At 41.6% G+C, this 25,888-nt stretch carries 5 protein-coding genes; 3 read left to right on the top strand and 2 right to left on the bottom strand.

The genetic code is table 11. The features are described from left to right. Positions 1–158: 158 nt before the first annotated feature. Positions 159–1,244 carry a chemotaxis protein CheW gene (locus tag RM049_RS20320; protein ID WP_322705442.1) on the bottom strand — a complete coding sequence of 362 codons (1,086 nt, stop codon included), beginning with the start codon at positions 1,242–1,244 and terminating at the stop codon, positions 159–161. After that, on the bottom strand, positions 1,234–2,940 hold the full coding sequence (locus tag RM049_RS20315; RefSeq protein ID WP_322705441.1) for a CheR family methyltransferase: 1,707 nt from the start codon (positions 2,938–2,940) through the stop codon (positions 1,234–1,236). The genes RM049_RS20320 and RM049_RS20315 overlap by 11 nt, the downstream gene beginning before the upstream one ends. An 893-nt stretch (positions 2,941–3,833) precedes the next feature. Here RM049_RS20315 and RM049_RS20310 point away from each other — a divergent pair. The 3 genes from RM049_RS20310 to RM049_RS20300 are packed head-to-tail and all read left to right on the top strand — an operon-like array spanning position 3,834 to position 25,851. Then, positions 3,834–10,562, top strand: a complete 6,729-nt coding sequence (locus RM049_RS20310; RefSeq protein ID WP_322705440.1) for a type I polyketide synthase — start codon at positions 3,834–3,836, stop codon at positions 10,560–10,562. Then, positions 10,559–21,598: a non-ribosomal peptide synthetase gene (locus tag RM049_RS20305; protein ID WP_322705439.1), complete on the top strand. Its 11,040-nt coding sequence runs from the start codon at positions 10,559–10,561 to the stop codon at positions 21,596–21,598. Before RM049_RS20310 ends, RM049_RS20305 begins: the two co-directional genes overlap by 4 nt. A 2-nt stretch (positions 21,599–21,600) precedes the next feature. Beyond that, entirely contained in the window at positions 21,601–25,851 is a 4,251-nt protein-coding gene (locus tag RM049_RS20300; protein WP_322705438.1) for a beta-ketoacyl synthase N-terminal-like domain-containing protein, read from the top strand. Positions 25,852–25,888: the final 37 nt, after the last annotated feature.

The raw sequence follows: 25,888 nt of genomic DNA, 5'->3' as shown, positions 1-25,888 counted from the left end.
GGGTGGGGTAATTCGAGAACTGGTAGTAATTCGATAACTTGTGTGTACACGGTAGCCTTAAAAAGGGGGGAACTGGAATCAAAGTCCCCCTTCTTAAGGGGGATTTAGGGGGATCTATAACTTTTCGATACCAACAAGAGGACTTTTCAAACATCCTCTTAGACTTCTTCATTGACAACTAACACCTCAGAGGTGAGCAATTTAGATAAATTGATGATGCTCATCATCCGATCGCGATAAGGTGCGACACCCTGGAGATAGTCGTCTTTGGCAGAATGCAGGGCAATTGGAGCCGCGATCATTTGGGAGGGATGGATATACGTCACATCAAAAATGTCATCTACGGCAATGCCCGCCACTCGTTGCTCCAGACGCACGACAACGGCTTGCTGATGCGATGGGCTACGCCCCGCCGTAGGCGATCGCACTCCATTTATGGGCAGATCGACTACACCATTGATGTTAATTAAGGTGACAATTTCGCCCCGCAAGTTGATGTTGCCAACAATGTGCGGCGGACAGCAGGGAATCGAGGTAATCTTATGAATCTCGGTAAACTCATGCACCGTTTCCAAGCCAAACCCAAAGTACTCACCCGCCAACCCCACAACCGCTAGAGGTAAAAGCGACGCCGAATCTTCGTTATCAATCGAACACCGCAGAGTTTCAGTTCGCTCTTGCAAAATCTGTCGCTCTTGCGAATCAAAATGAGCGTATAAGCCCTGATTTAGGGCTGAATCAGAGGAATGTTTTAGTGCATCATTGACTGAGCCGTTGTTAAAATCAGAATTTAGATTGAAAACAGTCTCTATAAAGGCGTGTTCCACCAACAGTTCGGGATTGAGCAATGTAACGATGCCCTCCTCAACATTGGCAATGCCAGCCACCAATCTATCCGGCAAACTCTCTTTCGATCGATCGCAAACATTGGCAGCGATCCGATCGGGTGCGATCGCTTGTACGCTATCCACTTGATTGACGATGATTCCGATTCGTTGAGTTTGCCACTCTAGGACAATCATGCTGTCAGTCAATTGAAAAGGGGGACGTGCTTGTTCTAAACGGTGATATAAATCCATCACGGGCAGAAACTTCCCTCGCAGGTTAATTACGCCTAAAATTGTGCTGGGAGTTTGTGCGATCGCAGTCACTTCTGGCAGAAAGAAGAGTTCTTGCACGGCTGTAGCTGGAATGCCATAGCGTGAATGATTGAGTTTAAACATTAAATAAGATTCATGGCTCATAAGTAGTTCGATTTAAGTGCTTAAGAACGTGTGCTTTTAATTCAGCAGTGGTTTGCTGGTTATGGGAATCGATCGCTTCTTGGGGTAGATTTTGCAAAATTTCTAGAAGCGATCGCCAGGTTTTTTGAGCCTGTTTTTCATTTCCCTCTTGTTCGTATATAGAACCCAATTCCAGGTGAGCAGTAACAGAATTAGGAGCGAGATAAATAATACGTTTTAAAAATAATTTGGCACTGTCGCGATCTCCTTGCTCTTCGGCGATTTGAGCCAATAAATGATAGGGTTCGATCGCCAATGGGCTGATCTGGAGTGCCTGCTGACACGCCTGATTCGCCTGGGAGTAATCGCCAAAATTCGCGTAAGCTTCTGCCATCAAACAATATGCCTGAAAGTCTTGGGGGGCAAGAGCAATCACTTGTTGGGCTATTTGAATGACATCGGCATAAGCTTCTTGAATAAGCGATTCCTTGGCTGCATCTAAAAGACTTTGGGTGTTTGCGCTCACGTCGAAGCCTGTCTCCAAGCTTGGGAGAGAGGGATGGTTCGGATAAGCAGGGGAGGCAGGGGGTGCAGGGGAGGCAGGGGAGGGAAGAGAGTTATTAATATTAAACAATTTCTCTTCCCCTGCTTCTCTTCTTTCCCTGCTCGCCTCAACAGATAACTTTGTTAACCAAACCGTGAGAGAGGGGTAAGAAATTTCGGTTTCCCTGCTCTCAATGGCAGCAGGTGTTATGGTATTCAAGACTTTGCTCTGCTCGTCGAGTGAGGTATGTCTTTGATAAACCGCAGATTGGGGAAAATTTTTGATTTGAAACGGTTCAGTTTTTTGTCCGTATAATTCCGTGTGGCCTGTGAGCAGAAAACCTCCTGGTGTCAGAGAGCAGTAAAACTTGCTTATAATTTGTGCGATCGCGTCGAAGTCAAAATAAATAAACACATTGCGGCAAATAATCAAATCGAAATTGTGAATGCTAGACGCGTAAGCAAGAAAGTTATCCTGCATCAGGTTTCCAGGTTGAAATGTAACCATTGCTTGAATAGCAGGATCGATTTTCCAACCTTTTTTGTGGGATCGAAAGTAGCGATTTTTGATTTCTTCAGTGGTTGTCCGAAAAGACCAATCGCTGTAAATTCCTTGTTGAGCCAGGGCGATCGCGGGTTGATTAATATCTGTGCCTAAAATCAGAATGTCCCATATCTGATTGTCAGGGATTAGTTCTTTCACTAGAATGGCAAGTGAGTAAGCTTCTTCACCAGTCGAACACCCGGCACTCCAAAGCCGTAATGTCGGCCGAGAAAATTCTCCATTAGCAGCGTTGTACTGAGTTAAACTAAGCTCCCGTTTGCGCTCGATTAACTCTGGGAGCAGCTGATTTTTGAGCAGCGACATCTGCCCCTGATCCCGAAAAAAATAAGTTTCAGTGACAGTGAGTAAAGAGATTAGTTCTTGCCACTCTTTCGCACCAGGAACTAATTGATTTGCTACCAAGAACTGATAGTAATCATTGAGTGAGCATAATCCTAGCGCCCGGATGCGAGTTAAAAGATTTTTCTTTAATCTATCTTGATACTGTGGTTTGATGTGAATGCCGAATGTATCAGCAATCAGATCGACCATCTGTAACAAAATAAAGTCATCACTGTGTTGAGAATTGGATTCAAATAAAATGGGGCGATCGCCGAGCGTTTGATTCATCACTATATAATTTTCGAGCCAATACGCTTAGGTTTCCCATTTCAATCTCTTGATTTGGATTTAGTAAGTCGGCGCGAAAAAACCAAACTATGTAAAGATAAGTAAATACGGAGAATGCATCTACAGACTTTCACTGCCTTGAGCAAGTTGTCGTGACTGACCTCACTCCCAGGAGCAACGCGATTTTGTGAGGTCAGGCAAAAAACAAGCGATCGCTAAAACACATATCTCAGCCTAAAGTTATTTTATTAACATTAGCAGTACTGATAAAACATGACAATTAACCCTGATGAGATACTTCAAAGGGTTTATGGGTGCGTAGTTTGAGGATTACTTCAAAAAATATCTATAACAAAATATTAATACGCTGTATTAATTAAATCTATAATTAATTTTAATCTAGAAGTTAGTATAAAATTTATTAAGCAGTATTGGGTTTTATGAACGAATTAAAAAGGGAAAGTCGGAGAAGCTCTGAAAGTAACTGGTGGATCGTCAAGTCGAGCCAGCCATGTGGAAGGGTTTCTCCTTTCTCCTGAGCGTTAGCCATGCAGGAGCGTCACTGCGCAGGAGTGGCGATTGCACTGTCTCCCGTGCTTACACATATGTAGGATATTTTTTATCGGACTACTGAAAGTAGAGAGCCTCAATTCATACTTAATATTATACGACGCCCGCTACTAATTATTATTTATTAAATTTTTAACTGTCTTAACTTTCCGCTTAAGTGTCTTAACTGTCTTAACTTTCCGCTTAACTGTCTTAACTGTCCACTTAGGTGTCTTAATTGTCCACTTAGGTGTCTTAATTGTCCATTGCATTTCCTTTATAAAACTGATATTTTGAAGTATAAGTAATTAAATAATTAAACCAATATTTATTAAAATTTAAAGATGAACAATGAGACTGAAATAATAGATAATTTTGATCGTGATTTGTCATCGTTTAACATTCAAACAGAGGCGATCGCCATCGTTGGTATGGCGTGTAGGTTTCCAGGAGCAAACAATTATAACGAGTTTTGGAAAAATCTAGAACAAGGAACGGATAGTATAACAGAGATACCTCAAGAGCGTTGGAATCTTGAGAATTTTTATTCTTCAAATATTGAAATTCCTAATACAAGTAATAGCAAATGGGGAGGATTTATCGAAGATATAGATAAATTTGACGCAAATTTTTTTCAGACATCAGCTCGTGAAGCTAATCGAATAGACCCCCAACAAAGGTTGATGCTAGAACTGAGTTGGTCATGCATTGAAGATGCTGGCTATTCACCATTAGAATTATCAGGAAATAATGTTGGTGTTTTTATTGGCGTTTGTAATTTCGATTATAAAGAATTACAAGATAAGGGCGAAGTCATTGAAGGATATAATTCTACAGGTACATATACTTGTATTATCCCTAATCGAATTTCCTATTTTTTCAACTTTCATGGCCCTAGTATTCCTGTAGACACTGCTTGTTCTAGCTCACTTGTGGCAATTCATCAAGCTGTAAATGCGCTTAATCAAAATGAATGTGAAATGGCATTAGTTGGTGGTGTCAGTGTATTGTGTACACTAACTAGCTATATATCTTTCAGCAAATTGGGGATGTTATCACCTGAAGGCAAATGCAAAGCCTTTGATGCCAAAGCAGATGGTTATGTGCGAGGTGAAGGCGCAGGTGTCATTTTATTAAAACCTTTAAAAAAAGCAGTTGAAGATAAAAATTATATTTATGGAATAGTTAAAGGAAGCGCCATAAATCATGGTGGTCATGCCCGAACTTTAACTTCTCCTAATGCTTATTCCCAATCAAAAGTTGTGAGAGCCGCATATATAAAAGCAAATATTCAACCTGATACTGTATCTTATATAGAAGCTCATGGAACAGGTACGCCATTAGGTGACCCAATTGAAATTAATGGTTTAAAACGGGCATATACACAACTGTATCAGCACTATGCTATTGAACCCACTACAGAAAACTATTGTGGATTAGGTTCGGTAAAAACAAATATTGGACATTTAGAATCAGCAGCAGGTATTGCTGGAGTCATAAAAATCTTATTGGCAATGAAATATAAAAAATTGCCAGGAATAAATAATTTTCAGGAATTAAACCCCCGAATTAAGTTAGATGGTAGTCCATTTTATATAGTTAAAAAAACAGAAGACTGGCAACATTTAAAGACAAAAGAAGGAAAAATTATTCCTAGACGAGCAGGTGTAAGTTCCTTTGGTTTTGGGGGTGTTAATGCCCATGTAATCCTAGAAGAGTCACCAGTGTTAGAAGAAACGCTGGCTACAAAAATTGAGCGTCCAAGCCACTTGATGACACTTTCGGCAAAAACCGATCGCGCTTTAAAAGAACTGGCAAAAGAATATCAAATTTATTTAAGAAGCTCCGATTTAAAGATACCGCTAACAGATATTTGTTACACTGCCAACACTGGGCGATCGCATTTTAACTACCGTCTTGCTATTGTGGCGGACTCTAGAGAGCAGTTAATCGATCGACTCACTGCTTTTGCATCTGGGAAAGACACCGCAGGCTTAATTAGTGGTCAACTAAGCAAACAGCCACCAAAAATAGCCTTCTTGTTTACTGGCCAAGGCTCCCAGTATATCAACATGGGTCGCCAACTCTACGATCGCCAACCCATATTCCGCCAAACTATAGAGCAGTGCGATGAAATTCTCCGTCCTTATCTGGAGCATTCTCTGTTAGAGGTACTGTATCCTAGCCAAGAAGCTTTTGAGCATTTACTCGATCGAACCGCCTATACCCAACCAGCGTTGTTTGCTATTGAATATGCTCTGTATCAACTATGGAAATCTTGGGGCATTGAGCCAAATGTGGTATTAGGTCATAGTGTAGGCGAATATGTTGCTGCTTGTGTGGCTGGCGTTTTTAGCTTAGAAGATGGACTCAAACTCATTGCCTATCGCGGACAGTTGATGCAGCAGTTGCCTTCTGGTGGCGAGATGGTTTCACTGATGGCTTGTGAGGAGAGAGTGCGGAAGATTATAGCACCATTTAACGACACAGTAGCGTTGGCGTTCGCGCAGCGTCTCGTAGAGAAGCCCGCCGTAGGCATCGCAGCTATCAACGGCCCCGAAAGTGTAGTTATATCTGGAGCCAGTGAAGACATTGCTGCTATTTGTCAGCAACTTTCAATACAGGGGGTAAAAACGAAGCGCTTACAAGTATCCCACGCTTTCCATTCTCCGTTGATGACACCCATGTTGAAGGAGTTTGAGCAAGTAGCTAGTCAAATAACCTACAAGCAACCCCAGATACCATTAATTTCTAATGTCACCGGGAAACTTGCTGACGAGAATATCGCCAATGCTCAATACTGGGTGACTCACATCCGGCAAACAGTGCGGTTTGCCGATAGTATGCAGACATTACATCAGCTTGGGTATGAAGTCTTTTTGGAGGTTGGGCCTAAACCTATTTTGTTGGGTATGGGGCGTGAGTGCTTGCCTGAAGGCGTGGGTTCATGGTTGCCTTCTTTGCGTCCGGGATTATCAGAATGGCAACAACTGCTTTCTAGTTTGGGTGAGTTATATGTAGGCGGAATGGCAGTAGATTGGTCAGGGTTTGACCGCGATTATTCCCGCAAGAAAGTTACATTACCGACCTACCAATTTCAACGACAGCGCTATTGGATTGAGAATACTCCGCGTCGCCATCAAGAGCAACGAAACTCGACAAAGCTGCACCCATTATTAGACAAAAAACTCCAGTTACCCTTAAGCAAAGAAATCGTGTTTGAGTCTCAATTCAGTACTCAAACCCTACCGTTTTTATTAGATCATCAAGTTTATAACCAAATTGTTGTACCTGGAGCCTGTCATCTCTCCTTGCTATTGGGTGCAGCAGATTTGACTTTCGCCAGTGAGTCCTGTCTTTTAGAAAATATAGTTTTCCCCCAGGCATTGGTCGTCCCTGAAGGCGAAGTCCGCACAGTACAGCTGGTACTTTCTCCAGAGGCGAGTGACGCATCTTTCAAACTCATCAGCTTTGATACAGTCTCCAACGCAAGTAATCAAGTAAGTGAGTGGTTAGTCCATGCCACAGGAAAAATCACGAAAGGCGTTAATACTACACTAGAAACCGTCTTACTCCAAGAGATACAGACACGCTGTACTCAACAAATAACTGCTGGGGAAATTTACCAAAGTTGGCAAAAGCGACAGATTCAATATGGTGTCAGCTTCCAGTGGCTTGATTCCATCTGTTGGAAAGAAGGAGAAGCTTTAGGCAAGCTCAAATTGCTTTCAGTAGTAGACGGGTTAGAAAAGTATCAATTATATCCAGGGCTTTTGGACTCTTGCTTGCAACTAATCGGCACTTTCTTCCGTAGCGAAGACACTTTTGTACCCTCTGCAATTGAGAGTTTCCGATTTTACCAACGTCCTCAAAATCAGCAATTATGGTGTCATGCAATGCAACGGCAGTCAGATAACTCTAATAGCAACAAGCTATTAGCAGATATTAAACTTTTTGACGCTAACGGACAGTTGATTGCAGACATCAAAGGTTTTGAGGCTAAAAAAGCAACTCCTAACACTTTATTACAAAATCTCCAGTTAGACTTTAAAGAAAATTCTTTAGAGAATTGGCTATATAAAGTAGAGTGGCAACCTCAAGTGCGCTTTAGCAATGAGCAGCTGTCTCCAGATTATCTGCCAGCAATTGCAGAAATTAGTCGTAAACTTCAGCCACAACATTCTCAATTGATGGCTGAACCACAGCTAGAATTTTATGAAGCAGCAGTCAGAGAGCTAGAAGCACTCAGTATTGGCTATGTGCTGCAAGCCTTGATAGCAATGGGGTGGAAACCGCAGCTAGGGCAATGCTTCACTACAGATGCGATCGCTAACCAATTAGGTATAATCAGCAAACACCAAAGGCTATTCAAGCGACTGTTAGAAATGTTAGCCCAAGTAGGGGTGTTAGAGGCAAAAGATTTTGGGTGGCAAGTTATTCGCCAGCCAGAAGTTAGCGATCCGCAAGCTAAATTAAATACCCTATTAACTCAATATCCAATAGCAAATGCTGAATTCATCCTACTAGGACGTTGCGGCACATCATTAGCCCAAGTTCTACGGGGCGAATGTGACCCATTGCAATTGCTTTTTCCCGAAAACGACTCAACTACAGCCCAGTTATATGAGAATTCGCCATTGACAAAGGTGACGAATATCTTAGCCCAACAAACCCTAGTCTCAATTGTCGAGCATTTACCAACTGGACGGGGATTAAGAATATTAGAAATTGGTGCCGGAACTGGTGGAACAACTGCTTACCTACTACCACATTTACCCTGCGAACAAACCCAATATCATTTCAGTGATATTAGTATCTCTTTTACCCAAAAAGCCCAAGAAAGATTCCAAGATTTTCCATTTGTAAAATATCAAGTATTAGACATTGAAAAAGACCCCTTAAATCAAGGATTTGAAAAGCAGCAATATGATGTAATTGTGGCTGCCAATGTCTTACACGCTACCGAAGATTTGCAACAAACCCTCAAGCACACCAAGCAATTATTAGCACCACAGGGCATATTAATTTTATTGGAAACAACTCAACGTCAGCGTTGGGTAGACTTAATCTTTGGCTTAACTCCAGGATGGTGGCGATTTAACGATTTGCAATTGCGTCCAGACTATCCCTTGATTAGTGCTGCTCAATGGCAAAAAATATTGCAAGAAACTGGGTTTACAAGCACAGTTAATCTATCACCATCTCAACAGTCTTCAGCAATGGTGATGCTGGCACAAGTAGCACCGCCAAATGAGCCAGTACAAATTGAGCCAAAACATTGGCTGTTATTCGCAGATCGGTTAGGTATAGCGCAACAGTTAGCACAAAAGCTAGATGCTCACTCACAAGTTTGTACATTGGTGTTCGCCGGCGAGGAATATGAACAATTAGCGCCACAACAGTTCAAAATTAACCCAAGCGATCCACAACATTATCAAAAGCTATTGCAGGCAATTAATAGCACCTTGCCTTTGTATGGTGTCGTTCATTGCTGGAGTTTAGATACAGTTAAAGCCGCAGAACTCACCACAGCCGATTTAGCTACGGCATCTTTGCTAGGGTGTGGAAGCACTCTGCATTTAGTTCAGGCATTAACAGGGGTTAATTTCTTGACTCATCCTCGTCTCTGGTTAGTAACTCAAGAAGCAGTGGCAATTACCAACCTAGAAGGAGTAGCTCAATCAAGCTTGTGGGGAATGGCAAGGGTAATTGCTACAGAACATCCAGAACTCAACTGTGTGCAAGTAGATTTGTCTCCAAAAGCAGATGCTGAAGTGATGCAAGCCTTATTTGAAGAAATGTGGTTTCCCATAAAAGAAGACCACGTTGCCTTCAGAGATCGGCTACGTTATGTCGCCAGATTAGTTCGTTACCAGTCTAAAGACGACATAGAAACAGCAGCACACAAGCCGCTAAGGTTCCGTGAGGATAGTACCTACCTGATAACTGGCGGTATGGGTGGTTTGGGTTTATTGGTAGCTCATTGGATGGTACAGCAGGGAGCAAGACATTTGGTGCTAGTTGGGCGTAGTCCTGCAAGTCTTGCTGTTAATGAACAACTTCAAGAATTAGAACAAGCTGGCGCTCAAGTAAAAGTTGTTCAGGCAGATGTGTCTGATATCGAACAAATCGCAAAATTACTAAGAGAAATTGAGCAAACTTTACCACCACTGCGAGGAATTATTCATTCTGTTGGTGTTTTGGATGATGGCGTTATACAACAACAGAACTGGCAACGCTTTGCAAAAGTTTTGGCTCCAAAGGTACAAGGAGCCTGGCATCTGCATACTTTAACTCAGAAGCAGGATTTAGACTTCTTTGTGATGTTTTCTTCTATAGCTTCTTTAATTGGTAATCCAGGTCAATCCAATCATGCAGCAGCCAATGCTTTTATTGATGCTTTAGCGTATCATCGTCAGGCTCAGGGATTACCAGGTTTGAGTATCAATTGGGGCGCTTGGTCGCAAATAGGAGCCTTTGCACAGCGTCAGCTAGATGAGCAAACAAAAACGCGGGGTATTGGAACATTTACCCCAGAACAGGGATTAGCTGCTCTCGATAAATTACTGTATCAATCCTCAACCCAAGTTGCAGTTATGCCCATTAATTGGGTGCAGTTTTTGGAAAAATCAACTTCAGTTTCGCCGTTGTTTGCTAACTTTATCGAAACTTCAGTAAAAACTGTGGTTGTGCAACATGATTTGGTTGAAGAATTAAAGAAAACAAATATTACCAAACGTCGAAACCTTTTGCAGGATCGTATTTGTTCAGCAGTAGCCAAAGTCCTCGGTTGGCAATCAGAACCAATAGATTTACACAAAAAGTTTTTCGAGCTAGGTATGGATTCGCTAACTTCTTTAGACTTGAAAAATCATTTACAAAAGACTTTAAAATGTTCTTTGCCAATAAATTTAGTTTTTGAGTATCCTAATGTAGAGTTGCTAACTGATTATTTAATACAAGAATTAGATTTAGATTCTGATAACGAATCTGCTAAAGAAATTCAGCATAATAATGAGCTACCTCAACTAGTCAATATCAAAAATAGCAAGAAGATTAGGATAGAGTTATGAATTTATTAGAATTTTTACAAAACCTTTCTTTTCAAGGACTTGAGTTGAACCATGATGGAGAAAAATTACTAATAGATGGTTCTGAAAGTTTGTTGACTCCTGATGTAATTGCTCAACTCCAACAACATAAAACTGAAATTTTATATTTACTGCGCGATCGCCCAGATATTTTAAATATTTATCCTCTGTCCTACGGTCAACAAGCACTGTGGTTTTTGTGGCAACTAGCACCTGAAAGTTCCGCCTATAACGTATCCTTTGCGTGCCGTATATGTTCTCCTGTAAATGTTAGGACTTTACAAAAAAGTTTCCAAGTTATTTTTGACCGCCATCCGCAGTTGCGTAGTAAATTTTTTAAGCAAGGTAATAATGTTGTTCAGCAGATTCATCAAACTGAGTTCACAGACTTTCAACAGATAAATTCCTGTGACTGGAGAGAACAGGATTTGGAGGAAGGAGTTCTTCAAGAACACCAACAACCTTTCAACATCGAAAACGACTCAATGATGCGAGTGCGTTTGTTCACTCGCTCACAACAAGAACATATATTGTTAATGACCGTACATCATATTGCTGTTGATGCTTGGTCTATTCTATTAATAATAGAAGAGTTGATAACGGTCTATGTTGCATTAGAGTCAGGTGTTCAGCCAACTCTTATTCCTTTAGATCACTCTTATATAGATTACGTTCGTTGGCAAAGAGAATTATTAACCAGTGTTCAAGGAGAAAAACTTTGGAACTATTGGCAGCAAAAACTGGCAGGAGAATTACCTGTACTTAACTTGCCAATAGATAGACCAAGGCCACCCATACAAACCTACAACGGCGCTTCTTATAATTTCAAAATACCTCAAAAACTCACAGAAGAACTCAAAGGGCTAGCTCAAACAGAAGGCATATCTCAATACATAGTTCTGCTAGCTGCATTTCAGGTTCTCTTGTATCGTTATACGGGACAAGAGGATATTCTGGTCGGCGCTCCCACTTCAGGTAGAACTCAACCTGAATTTATGCCGCTAGTTGGCTATTTTGTCGATCCTGTGGTCATAAGGGCAAGTTTGTCAGGAAATCCCAGTTTTCAAGAGTTTCTGATTCAAGTTGGAAGAACAGTATCAGAAGCTATAGCGCATCAAGATTTTCCTTTTGCTCTACTGGTAGAGCGATTGCAGCCACAGCGCGATCTGAGCCGCTCTCCTATTTTTCAGGCTGTATTTAACTTCCTTCTCCAGAACTTGCGGCAGTTTGAGCATACGCAACAACTTTGGTTAGGAGGTGAAGTAGATAAAGAAGTATTAAAACTCAAACCTTTTGAAGTACCCCAGATGGATGGTCAGTTCGATCTAAATCTGACGATTGCAGAAGGAAATTCTTCTTTAGCTGGGATTTTCAAGTACAACACTGACCTTTTTGATGCCAGTACTATCGAGCGGATGGCGGGGCATTTTGTGACATTGCTTGAAGGGATTGTAGCAAATCCACAGCAAAATATTTCGCAATTACCCCTGTTGACACAACCTGAGCAACAGCAGTTATTAGTAGAGTGGAACAATACTCAGGCGGATTATTCTCAGGATAAGTGTATCCATCAGTTGTTTGAGGCGCAGGTAGAGCGTACACCCAATGCTGTAGCAGTTGTGTATGAAGATGAACAACTCACTTACCATCAGTTGAACTGTCGCGCTAACCAGTTGGCACATTACTTGCGTTCATTAGGTGTAAAATCAGATACCCTAGTTGGTTTGTGTGTGGAGCGTTCGTCGAAGACGTTGCCGGAGGCATCGCTCTACACCATTGTGGGAATACTAGGTATTCTCAAGGCAGGTGGTGCATACCTACCACTTGACCCAGAGTATCCAACTGAGCGTTTAAGCTTTATGTTAGAAGACGCTCAAGTTAAGGTGATATTAACTCAACAGCAATTAGTAGACTCTATTCCTCAACATCAGGCGCATCTTGTTTGCTTAGACAGCGACTGGGAAAAAATTGCTCAAGAGTGCGAATCAAATCTGGATAACACCGCAACAGCCGATAATTTAGCGTATATCATCTATACTTCTGGTTCCACAGGTAAGCCCAAGGGCGTTTTAGTCAATCACTCAAATGTAGTGCGTCTGTTTGCAGCCACGGATTCTTGGTATCACTTTAGTCAAGATGATGTGTGGACAATGTTCCACTCTTATGCATTCGACTTTTCCGTGTGGGAAATTTGGGGCGCATTGCTGTATGGTGGGCGACTGGTAGTTGTGCCTTACTTGGTGACGCGATCGCCCGAATCTTTCTACAAGTTATTGTGTCAAGAAAAAGTTACAGTTCTCAATCAAACGCCTTCGGCCTTCCGCCAATTAATTCAAGCTGAACAGTCAGGAATAACTGCTGGGGAATTGAATCTACGCTTAGTGATTTTCGGTGGTGAAGCTTTAGAAATCAAGAGCTTACAGCCTTGGTTTGACAGACACGGCGACACTTTACCGCAATTAGTGAATATGTACGGGATTACGGAAACGACTGTACACGTCACTTATCGCCCACTGAGCAAAGCTGATTTAAATCACAGTGCTAGTGTTATTGGTCGTACGATACCCGATCTTCAGGTGTATATATTAGATGAATATTTTCAGCCAGTGCCAATTGGTGTCAGGGGTGAAATGTATGTGGGTGGCGCTGGAGTGACGCGTGGTTATCTCAATCGTCCAGAATTGACGAAACAAAGGTTTATTTCTAACGTATTTAATCAGTCAAAATTATATAAAACCGGGGACTTAGCAAGGTATTTGCCCAATGGCGATTTAGAATATTTAGGACGCATTGATAACCAAGTCAAGATTCGCGGTTTCCGCATTGAGTTGGGAGAAATTGAGACATTACTGGCTTCTCACCCTGCCATTTGGGAAAGTGCGGTGTTGGTGCAAGAGGATGAACCAGGCGACACTTGTACTGAGCGGAGTCGAAGTAAACGTTTAGTTGCTTATGTAGTGCCGCAGGTGGAACAATCTCCCACAGTCCCAGAACTGCGTCAGTTTTTAAAGGCAAAGCTCCCAGAGTACATGGTACCCAGTGCTTTTGTGCTGTTAGAATCCTTACCCCTGACCTCTAACGGTAAAGTAGATCGTCGCGCCCTGCCAAAACCAGAATTAGACAGCACACTGCTAGAAAAATTTGTCGCCCCGCGCACTCCAATGGAAGAAATGCTGGCACAGATTTGGGCAGAAGTCCTAAAAGTAGAGCAGGTAGGCATACATGATAACTTCTTTGAACTGGGAGGACACTCGCTACTAGCAACTCAACTGCTTTCACGCATTCGTACCAGCTTTAAAGTAGAACTGGCATTACGTGAGTTATTTGCAAGAGCGACAGTAGCTGAATTAGCCCAATCAATTGGGCAGTTACAGCAACAAATACTTCGACTTACCTCGACTCCGCTCGGCACAAGTCGCTCAGTACAAGACTTAGAACTAACTTCGCCGCCTATTTTACCAAGAACAAAGGATGCAGAATTACCACTGTCTTATGCTCAACAGCGTCTGTGGTTTTTAGACCAGTTCGAGCCAAACAGCCCCTTCTATAATATTCCTATAGCTTTGCGCCTAGTGGGAAATCTCAATCGAGCTGGTCTAGAACAAAGCTTACAAGAGATTATTCATCGCCACGAAGCCTTACGCACCAACTTCATTACAGTTAACGAACAACCAACTCAAATTATTCAAACAGAAACGAATTGGAAAGTTTCAGTTGTTGAGTGTCAGCATTTATCTGCAACAGAACAAGCAATAGCCACACAAAAGTTAGTTCAACAAAACACTATTGAACCGTTTGACTTGAGCCAGGGAGCATTAATTAGGGCGACATTAGTAGTGCTGTCCGAGACAGAACACATATTGTTAATGTGTATGCACCACGTTGTCTCTGATGGCTGGTCAATGAATATGTTTGTCTCTGAATTAGCAGCGCTGTACAATGCTTATGCTCAAGGTCGGCCCTCTCCATTAGTACCACTGACGTTACAGTATGCAGATTTCGCAATTTGGCAGAGACAGTGGCTGCAAGGGAATGTACTGCAACGCCAACTGAATTACTGGCAACAGCAACTAGCAAACGCACCAGCTTTATTGTCCCTACCAACAGACCGACCAAGACCTGCGGTGCAGACTTTCGCTGGCGCAACTCAAGAATTTACACTCTCAGTAGAGTTAAGTCATAGGCTGATAAAACTGAGCCAAGAGCAAGGTTGTACTTTGTTTATGACACTGTTGGCAGCTTATGATACCTTACTTTACCGCTACACAGGGCAAGAAGATATTTTGGTGGGATCTCCCATTGCAAACCGCGATCGCTCTGAATTTGAAGGGTTAATTGGCTTTTTTGTCAACCCTTTAGTGATGCGTACTAATCTGGCAGGCAATCCGAGCTTTAGCGAATTACTTGGTCGTGTCCGCGAAATGGCAATGGATGCCTACGCTCATCAAGATTTGCCATTTGAAATGCTAGTTGAAGCATTGCAGCCAGAACGGAATCTTAGCCATACACCATTGTTCCAAGTGATGTTTACACTTGAGAATGCCGTCATGTCTGGAGTAGATATGGCTGGGCTAACAGTCAGTCCATTGCCCATAAAAGGCACAACAGCAAGGGTTGATTTAACTTTAATCATCCAAAACACTGCTACTTCTCTACGAGACGCTGCGCGAACGACTACGCTCAGTACAAGTACTGGACTGGTAGGGTTGTGGGAGTACAACACTGATTTGTTTGATGAGCGCACCATTGAGCGAATAACGGGTCATTTTGTGACGTTGCTTGCAGGAATTGTGGCAAATCCAGAGGAGCGAATTTCACAATTACCATTGTTGACACAACCTGAACAACAACAGTTACTCGTTGAGTGGAATGATACACAGGTTGATTATCCAATAGATAAGTGTGTCCATCAATTATTTGAGGAGCAGGTAGAACGTACTCCAGATGCCGTAGCAGTGGTGTTTGATCATCAACAACTCACCTATCACGAGTTGAATTGTCGTGCAAACCAGTTAGCGCACTACCTTAAATCATTGGGTGTAGGAGCAGATGTACTAGTGGGGTTGTGTGTAGAACGCTCTTTAGAGATGGTGGTAGGACTGCTTGGGATTCTCAAGGCAGGTGGTGCTTATGTGCCGCTTGACCCAGTATATCCCCAAGAACGTTTGAGCTTTATGTTAGAAGACGCTCAACTTTCAGTACTGTTAACCCAACAGCAATTAGTAGAATCTCTGCTCAAACATCAGGCGCGTATCGTCTGCTTAGACTCCGATTGGGAAAAAATTGCTCAAAACAAAGAGTCAAATTTGGGTAACACTGTAACACCTGATAACCTAGCATACGTCATTTACACTTCCGGTTCCACAGGTAAGCCCAAGGGCGTTTTAGTCAACCACTCAAATGTAGTTCGCTTATTTGCCGCGACAAACTCTTGGTATCACTTTAATCAAGATGATGTCTGGACAATGTTCCACTCTTATGCTTTCGATTTCTCTGTGTGGGAAATTTGGGGCGCACTGCTGTATGGTGGACGACTGGTAGTTGTGCCTTACTTGGTAACGCGATCGCCTGAATCTTTCTATCAGTTATTGTGTGAAGAAAAAGTCACAGTTCTCAATCAAACGCCTTCCGCTTTCTACCAGTTAATTCAAGCAGAACAGTCAGGAATAACTGCTGGAAAATTGAACTTACGCTTGGTAATTTTTGGTGGTGAAGCCTTAGAAATCAGGAGTTTACAGCCTTGGTTTGAACGTCACGGGGACACAAGACCTCAATTAGTGAATATGTACGGGATTACAGAAACCACCGTACACGTCACCTATCGTCCCTTGAGCAAAGCCGATTTAAATGGCACAGCCAGTGTGATTGGTCGTCCGATACCTGACCTTGAGGTGTATGTACTGGATGAATACAAACAGCCATTACCGATTGGCGTTCCTGGTGAAATGTATGTTGGTGGTGCTGGGGTGACACGCGGTTATTTGAATCGTCCTGAACTGACACGACAACGGTTTATCTCTCATCCTTTTAGCAACAATCCTCAAGCGCGACTATACAAAACAGGGGACTTAACGCGGTATTTGCCCAATGGCGAGTTAGAGTATTTAGGACGTATCGACAATCAAGTTAAGATTCGGGGCTTCCGCATTGAGTTGGGAGAAATTGAGGCAGCGTTAACACAACATCTGGCTGTAGGCGAAACTGTGGTAATCCTCCAAGAGGACGATCCTGACAATAAACGTCTGGTAGCATATATTGTCCCCGACCAAAACTATGCTTTTCCAATTTTACAAATACTTCGTTTTAAAAATAAAGGTCTGCTTAGTGACGGGTTACTCTATGAATTGCCGAATGGCATGATGATTGCCCACCTCAATAAAAACGAGACAGAATTCGTCTACAAAGAAGTTTGGGAAGAACAGGCTTATTTAAAACATGACATCACTATCAATGAAGGAGATTGCATCTTTGATGTCGGTGCCAATATCGGTATGTTCGCACTCTTCGCGGGTCAAATATGTAAAGATGTTTCTATTTACGCATTTGAGCCAATTCCGCCTGTTTTTGACGTGCTACGCATAAATACCCAGAGCTATAGCTTAAATGTCAAACTGTTTAATCTTGGTCTTTCCAGCGAGACAAAGACTGATACGTTTACATATTATCCCCAGGTTTCTGTGATTTCCGGGCGCTTTGCTGATGCTACTCAAGAGCGAGAGACGATCAAATCCTTTTTGCTTAAACAACAAAGTACTGTATTAAACGATCCAGAAATCTCCGATGGGGCAATTGATGAACTGTTAGCAGAAAGATTGCAGAGTCAGCAATTCGTTTGTCAGTTAAGAACAATTTCTGATGTGATTGCTGAACATGGCGTTGAAAGGATCGATTTGCTAAAAATCGACGTTGAGAAAAGTGAGCAGGATGTGCTTTCAGGCATCCAGCAAGAAGATTGGCAAAAGATCCAGCAGATAGTTGTGGAAGTTCATAACATCAATGGTAGGTTGGAGGAGATTGTAGCCCTGCTCAAAGAACATGGATACGACCTAATTATTGAGCAGGATGCTTTACTAGAAGATACTGGACTCTACAATATCTATGCCAGACGACCATCTCTAAAGCAGTACCAACCAGAGGAGCAGAGAAGCAAGTTAGTCTGCAATCTTATGCAACCGACCTGGAGCAATTCGAGTTTATTAGTTAGTGAGGTTCGCCGCTTTCTACAAAAGAAGCTACCTACTTACATGATGCCAAGTGCTTTTGTGCTGCTGGAATCCTTGCCCTTGACTGTCAATGGCAAAGTAGACCGCCGTGTTTTACCAAAACCAGACTTCAACAGCACACTGCTAGAAAAATATGTAGCTCCACGCACGCCAATTGAAGAAATACTGACACAAATTTGGGCGCAAGTGCTGAAAGTAGAGAAAGTCGGTATACATGACAACTTCTTTGAACTTGGGGGACACTCACTACTAGTAACGCAACTGCTTTCACGCATTCGCAACATTTTTAAAGTAGAATTACCATTGCGTAGCTTATTTGCTGCACCAACAGTTGCAGAGTTGTCCCAAAATATTCAACCGTTGCAGCAACAAATACTTCGACTTACCTCGACTCCGCTCGGCACAAGTCCCTCAGTACAAGACTTAGAACTAACAGCATCACCCATCTTACCAAGAGCAAGTAATGCAGAATTACCTCTGTCTTATGCCCAAACAAGGCTATGGTTTTTAGACCAGTTAGAGCCGAACAGTGGTTTATACAACATACCCTTAGCTTTGCGTCTAACGGGAAATCTTAATCAGGCTGCTTTGGAACAAAGTTTGCAAGAAATTATTCATCGCCACGAAGCTTTACGCACAAACTTCGTCATTGTTGATGGGCAACCAACTCAAGTTATTAGGGAACAGGGAATAGTATCAGTTGTTGATTTAACGCATTTACCTACAATCGAGCAAGAAAGTTCTTTACAGCAATTAGCGCAACAACAAGCTATTCAATCTTTTAACCTAGCAACTGAACCATTAGTTAGGGCGAAGTTACTTGTGCTGTCCGAGACAGAACACGCCTTATTAGTGTGTATGCACCACATTGTCTCTGATGGCTGGTCAATGGATGTGTTTGTTCAAGAACTAGCGATGCTGTACGATGCTTATTCTCAAGGTAAGCCGTCATCCTTAACACCATTGCCGATTCAGTATGCAGATTTTGCCTTATGGCAAAGAAACTGGTTGCAAGGAGATGTACTACAAAATCAACTCTCGTACTGGCAACAACAACTCAAAGATGCACCAGCTTTATTATCACTGCCTACAGACCGACCAAGACCTGCTGTGCAGACATTCAATGGCGCAAATCTACAGTTTACACTGTCAGTTGAGTTGACTAATAGACTAACAAAACTGAGCCAGGAGCAAGGAACTACCTTGTTCATGACGCTCTTGGCAGCTTATGATATCCTACTTTACCGCTACACAGGGCAAGAAGATATTTTGGTGGGGTCTCCTATTGCGAACCGCGATCGCAGTGAAATAGAAGGGTTAATTGGCTTTTTTGTCAATACCTTAGTGATGCGTACCAATTTGGCAGGTAATCCGAGCTTTAGCGAATTACTGGCTCGTGTTCGGGAAATGGCTTTAGGAGCTTATACTCATCAAGATTTGCCATTTGAAATGCTAGTGGAAATATTACGACCAGAGAGGGATCTCAGTCATGCACCACTGTTCCAAGTGGCGTTTTCCCTCCAGAATGCACCGATGCAGCAAGTAGATTTTGCTGGGTTAACTGTCAATCCATTAATAGTAGAAGGAATAACTGCTAAGTTTGATGTGTCTTTATTAATAGAAAACACCACTACTGGACTGGTTGGGTGGTGGCAATATAACACTGATTTGTTTGATGAGCGCACCATTAAGCGAATGACTGGTCATTTTGTGACCTTGCTCGAAAGTATTGTTGCTAATCCACAGCAACAAATTTCGCAATTACCTTTGCTTACAGCAGTTGAGCAACATCAATTATTAGTTGAATGGAATTCCACTCAGGCGGACTATGCTCAAGATAAGTGTATCCATCAGTTATTTGAGGAGCAAGTTCAGCGTACCCCCGATGCTGTGGCTGTGGTGTTTGGCAGTGAACAACTGACTTATAAGCAGTTGAATTGTCGTGCTAATCAATTGGCTCATTACCTGCATTCATTGGGTGTGAAGCCAGATGTGTTGGTGGGTATTTGTGTAGAGCGTTCTTTAAAGATGCTGATAGGACTGTTAGGGATTCTCAAGGCAGGCGGAGCATACCTACCACTTGACCCAGATTATCCGACTGAGCGTTTGCGTTTCATGTTGGAAGATGCTCAAGTTTCGGTGCTGCTGACTCAACAGCAAGTTATTGATAGACTCCCTGAGCATCAAGCAAACCTTGTCTGTTTGGATGAGGTATGGGAAAAAATTGAGCAAAACAATCAAGATAACCCAACGAGTGGAGTTAAAGCCTTTCATTTAGCTAATGTTATCTATACTTCTGGCTCAACAGGTAGACCTAAAGGTGTGATGGTTGAGCATAAAGGACTATGCAACTTAACTCAAGCTCAGATTCAGACTTTTAGCGTAGACTGTCATAGCCGCATTCTCCAGTTTGCTTCCTTCAGTTTTGATGCTTCTATCTGGGAAGTAGTGATGGCTTTGGGATCGGGTGCAACGCTGTATCTGGGAACAAAAGACTCTCTACTGCCAGGTAAGCCATTAATTGAGCAATTACGCAATTATGGCATTACCCATATTACCCTACCACCATCGGCGTTAGCAGTAATGCCTAGTGAAGAACTGCCGACACTGCAAACAATCATTGTAGCTGGAGAAGCTTGTCCTGCGGAATTAATTAAGCAATGGTCTGTAGGTAGAAACTTCTTCAACGCCTACGGCCCGACAGAAGCTACTGTCTGCGCCACGATTGGCAAAGCCACGCCGAAGGCGATCGCAAAATGCACTGATGACGATGAGAAAATATCTATTGGTAAAGCGATCGCTAACACACAAATTCATATTTTAGACGAGTATTTGCAACCCGTACCTGTGGGTGTACCAGGGGAACTACACATTGGTGGTGTCGGGTTAGCAAGAGGCTACCTCAACCGTCCCGAACTAACCCAGGAAAAATTCATTACTAACCCCTTTGGTACTGGTCGTCTCTACAAAACTGGGGATTTAGCGCGTTATCTACCAGATGGTAATATCGAATACATAGGGCGCATTGACAATCAGGTAAAAATTCGGGGCTTCCGCATCGAGATAGGAGAAATTGAAGCAGCTCTGAGCCAACATAGTGATGTGCAGATATGTTGTATCATTGCTCGTGAAGAAACTCCAGGTAATACTTGTACTGAGCGTTCGCGTAGCGTCTCGCAGAGAGGTCGAAGTAAGCGTTTAGTCGCTTACGTAGTGCCGCAAAAAGACATAACTTGTACTGAGCGACTTGTGCCGAGCGAAGCCGAGGTAAGTCGAAGTACACTCACAACGAGCGAACTGCGGCAATTCCTTTCTAATAAATTGCCTGGGTATATGATTCCAAATGTTTTTGTGATGCTGGAGTCTTTACCTCTGACACCCAACGGCAAAGTAGACCGTCGTGCTTTGCCTGCTCCAGATTTACAACAGGAACTATCAGATTATGTAATGCCAAATACAGAAGTAGAAAGCATCATTGCTGGCATTTGGCAAAAAGCATTAGCAGTAGAAAAGGTAGGAATCTACAATAATTTCTTTGAGCTAGGAGGTCATTCGTTACTACTGGTAAAAATTAATCACGAATTGCAAGAAGAATTGGGGCTGGAACTGTCAATAGTTGATATGTTTAATTACCCAACCATACATAGTTTGAGCCAATACTTAAATACTAAGTTTTATCAAGAAGAACCCACAAAACAAAATAATTATCGGACTCAATCTCATAACGAAGTTAAGTCTTTAAGAAAACAACAATTGGAATCCAGACAACAATATCGCTCTCAGAGAAAAAGGTAAAAATGACAATAAATTCAGTTCATAAAAATAATGAATTTAATGATTCTGAAATAGCTATAATTGCTGTTTCCGGTAGATTTCCAGGCGCAAAAGATATCGAATCATTTTGGCAGAATCTACGTGATGGAGTAGAGTCTATCTCCTCGCTAACTGATGAAGAATTAATAAATTCTGGCGTTTCTCTAGATTTACTAAATAACCCAAATTATGTAAAAGCTAGTGCTTTTATATCAGATATTGATTTGTTTGATGCAAATTTCTTTACTTATAGTGCAAAAGAAGCTGAGTTAATAGACCCACAACAACGCCTATTTTTAGAATTAGCTTGGGAAGCTGTAGAAAAAGCTGGTTATGACCCGGAAACTTACAATGGTTTAATTGGGGTTTATGGTGGTGTGGGGATGAGTAGGTATTTGCTCAATAATCTCATTCCTCATCATCAATTATTAGAAACAATTGACCCTCTACAACTGGGAATCTCTAACGATAAAGATTTTGTACCGACACGAGTTGCATATAAACTCAACTTGACTGGCCCCGCAGTAAATGTGCAAACAGCCTGTTCTACTTCTTTGGTTGCTGTTCACTTTGCTTGTCAAAGTCTCTTAAATGGTGAATGTGACATAGCTTTAGCTGGTGGAGTTTCTATCAGCATTCCTCAAAAAACAGGTTATTTGCATCAACCGGAGATGATCCTTTCTCCCGATGGACACTGCCGTGCTTTTGATGCTAAGGCACAAGGGACAATTGCTGGTAGCGGTGCTGGGATTGTGGTGTTGAAAAGATTAAAGGATGCAATAAGCGATCGCGACCACATCCATGCAATCATTAAAGGTTCAGCCATCAATAATGATGGTGCAATGAAAGTTGGCTACACTGCGCCTAGTGCCAGTGGTCAAGCAGCAGTCATTGGAGAAGCTCAAGCTATAGCAGACGTAGATGCCGAAACAATTTCCTACATCGAAGCTCATGGTACAGCTACACCTTTAGGAGATCCGATAGAAATTGCCGCTTTAACTCAAGCTTTTAATCAAACTACAGATAAAAAAGGCTTCTGTGCTATTGGTTCGGTAAAAACTAACTTTGGACATTTGGATACAGCAGCAGGTGTCGCAGGTTTAATTAAAACTGTATTAGCACTGCAACATAAAATGCTGCCTCCTAGTTTGCACTACCAGACACCTAATCCCAAAATTGATTTTGCCAACAGTCCTTTTTATGTCAATACAACCCTGACTGAATGGAAAACAAATAACACTCCTCGCCGTGCTGGGGTTAGTTCTTTTGGTATGGGAGGGACTAATGCTCATGTGATTTTAGAAGAAGCAACTCAATTCAAAATTCAAAATTCAAAATTCAAAAATAAATATTTATTGTTGTGTTTATCGGCTAAGACTGCAAGTGCGCTTGAGAAGGCAACAGCTAATTTGATCGTGTATTTAAAAGAGCATCCAGAAGTTAACTTAAGTGATGTTGTTTATACCCTCAATAGCGGTCGCCGGGGTTTTAATTATCGACGGATGTTAGTTTGTCAGGACTTAGAAGATGCTGTTAAAGCTCTCAGTAGTTTAGATCCAAAACAAGTTTTTACTAATTACACAGAAATTACAGAACGACCTGTTGCTTTTATGTTTCCCGGACAAGGTTCTCAGTACGTCAACATGACGCGGGAAATTTATGAAACTGAGACAGTGTTTAGAGAACAAGTTGATTATTGCTCAGAAATTCTTAAACCTTTACTAGGGTTGGATTTACGTCATATTATTTATCCTAGTGAAGAAAAGCTTGATGAAGCATCCAAGCAACTTCAACAAACAGGAATTGCTCAACCCGCTATTTTTGTAATTGAATACGCCCTAGCTAAATTATGGCAGTCTTATGGAGTGGAACCACAAGCTGCGATCGGTCATAGTATTGGCGAATATGTAGCAGCCACTCTAGCAGAAGTTTTTTCCCTAGAAGATGCCTTATCTTTGGTAGCAGCACGCGGACAGATGATGCAGCAACTACCCACTGGAGCAATGCTTTCAATTCCCCTGCCCGCAGACAAGGTAAAATCTCTATTAGGGACAGAACTTTCTTTAGCAGCAATTAATCAACCCTTGCAATGTGTAGTTTCCGGTTCCATACCAGAAATCGAAGCACTACAAAGTCAGCTTGCTACTCAAGGGATTGAATGCCGTCGTCTGCATACTTCCCATGCCTTCCATTCGCAAATGATGGAACCAATCTTAGAGGCATTTGCAGAGCGAGTCAAAAAAGTTACTTTAAATCCACCAAAACTTCCTTATATCTCTAACCTGACTGGTACTTGGATTAAAGTCAGTCAAGCCACAAATCCTGACTATTATGCTCAACATCTGCGTTCCACAGTATTGTTTGCCTCTGGTGTAGAGAAATTATTAGCAACACCAGAGCAGGTCTTAATAGAGGTAGGGCCAGGACACACACTAACTACATTAGTTAAAAGACATCCAGACAAAGCAGACACACAAACGGTCTTAACTTCGGTACGTCATCCCCAAGAAAAGCAATCTGATAGTCATGTTTTATTGACCACATTAGGTCAACTCTGGTTGACTGGTGTCAAAGTAGATTGGTTTGGATTCTATAGTCACCAAGAGTATTATCGTCTTCCCTTACCAACTTATCCCTTTGAACACCAACGTTATTGGATTGACCCTCCACAGAAAGCAGCTTGGGAAAAGTTGCAAATACCCACAACATCGCAATTGTGGACATCGCTTACACAAGCAGGTCAAAAACAAGCAAGTGTGAACAATGCAGAATTTAACGAGTTAACCTATCAAGGAAACAAACAGTGGTTAGATAGTTTATGTACAGCCTACATAAATTATGCATTGCAGCAATTACGGGCTTTTAGTAATCCCGAAGAAAAGTATTTTTTGGAGAATTTGTTAACGCAATACCATATTTCTTCCCGCTATCAACAATTGTTCTGTAGATGGTTACAAATATTAGTAGAACAAGGACAACTACAGCAACAAGAGGAATTATTTTTTGGGCTAGTGCCATGTTCACAAAATGATATTGATGAATATTTAGAAGAAGTCAGAGTGAGGTTTGCTGATTCATCTTTAGTAGATTTAGATTTAGTGCAACGCTGTGGTGAAAATTTAGCTGCTATTGTTGTTGGTGAACAAGAACCATTAGAAATTTTCAATGAACTGGTTTACCAAAAAGAACATAAAGGTTCACATACAGAATCTGTTTTAATGAATTACTACAACTCTATCTTGCGCTCAAGCTTAGAACAGGTAGTCAAATTATTGCCACCATCGATTCATCTGAGAGTGCTAGAAATCGGAGCAGGTACTGGTATGTCTACACAAGCTTTATTACCTGTGTTGCCATTCCAACAAACCAACTATACTTTTACTGATATTGGTAGTGCCTTTCTAACTCAAGCGCAACAGAAGTTTAAGGAATATTCATTTGTTGAATATAAGTTATTAGATATAGACAAGTCACTAACTGAGCAAGGATTTGAGAAGCATAGCTTTGATATAGTTATAGCTTCTAATGTTTTGCACGCAACTCAAAATATAGATCAAACACTCTACCATGTCCGGTCTTTATTAGCTCCTGGCGGCTTCCTCTTACTGTGGGAAATTACTCAACCGAAAATAGACTTTGATATTAGTTGGGGTCTGCTATTAAAACCTTTAAATGATACAAGACGCAGCCCAGGTCAGCCTTTTATTATTAAAGACCAGTGGTTTGATGCATTACACGCTCAAGATTTTGTTCAAGTTGCCGCTTTTCCTGAAAATGAAGCATTTGAGCATAAAATTATTATGGCTCAAGCTTCTGCATCAGCTGCATTTAGCCAAATTTATAAGCAAAAAGAAACTGGCTTTGAAGCAGAGATTTCATTACAAAGAAATCCGAATGTTTTTCAGCAAGAATTATCTACGCTCCATTCAAGACCTGATTTACCCAATGCTTATGTAGCTCCTCGTAATGAAATTGAGCAAAAAATTGCCATTGTTTGGCAAGAATTTTTGGGAATTAAACAGATAGGAATCCATGATAACTTTTTTCAATTAGGAGGAGATTCTTTAATAGCGGTTCAAGTTGTATCTAGATTACGAAATACTTTTTCTATTCAATTAACTGTAACAAATCTGTTTGAATTTCCTACTATAGCTGAAATAGCACCAAAATTGGAGAAAGAACCAGAATCAGATATTAATTTAGGTGCAATTGATAGAGAAGAAATAGCAATTTGATTAAACAAATAAATTTTAATTAAGAATTACGAATTAG

The sequence above is a fragment of the Nostoc sp. DedQUE04 genome (assembly GCF_034530995.1).
In the GTDB taxonomy this organism is placed as follows: domain Bacteria; phylum Cyanobacteriota; class Cyanobacteriia; order Cyanobacteriales; family Nostocaceae; genus Nostoc.
The sequence above is the reverse complement of the archived record's forward strand: the minus strand, read 5'-3'. Positions and strand labels throughout refer to the sequence as shown.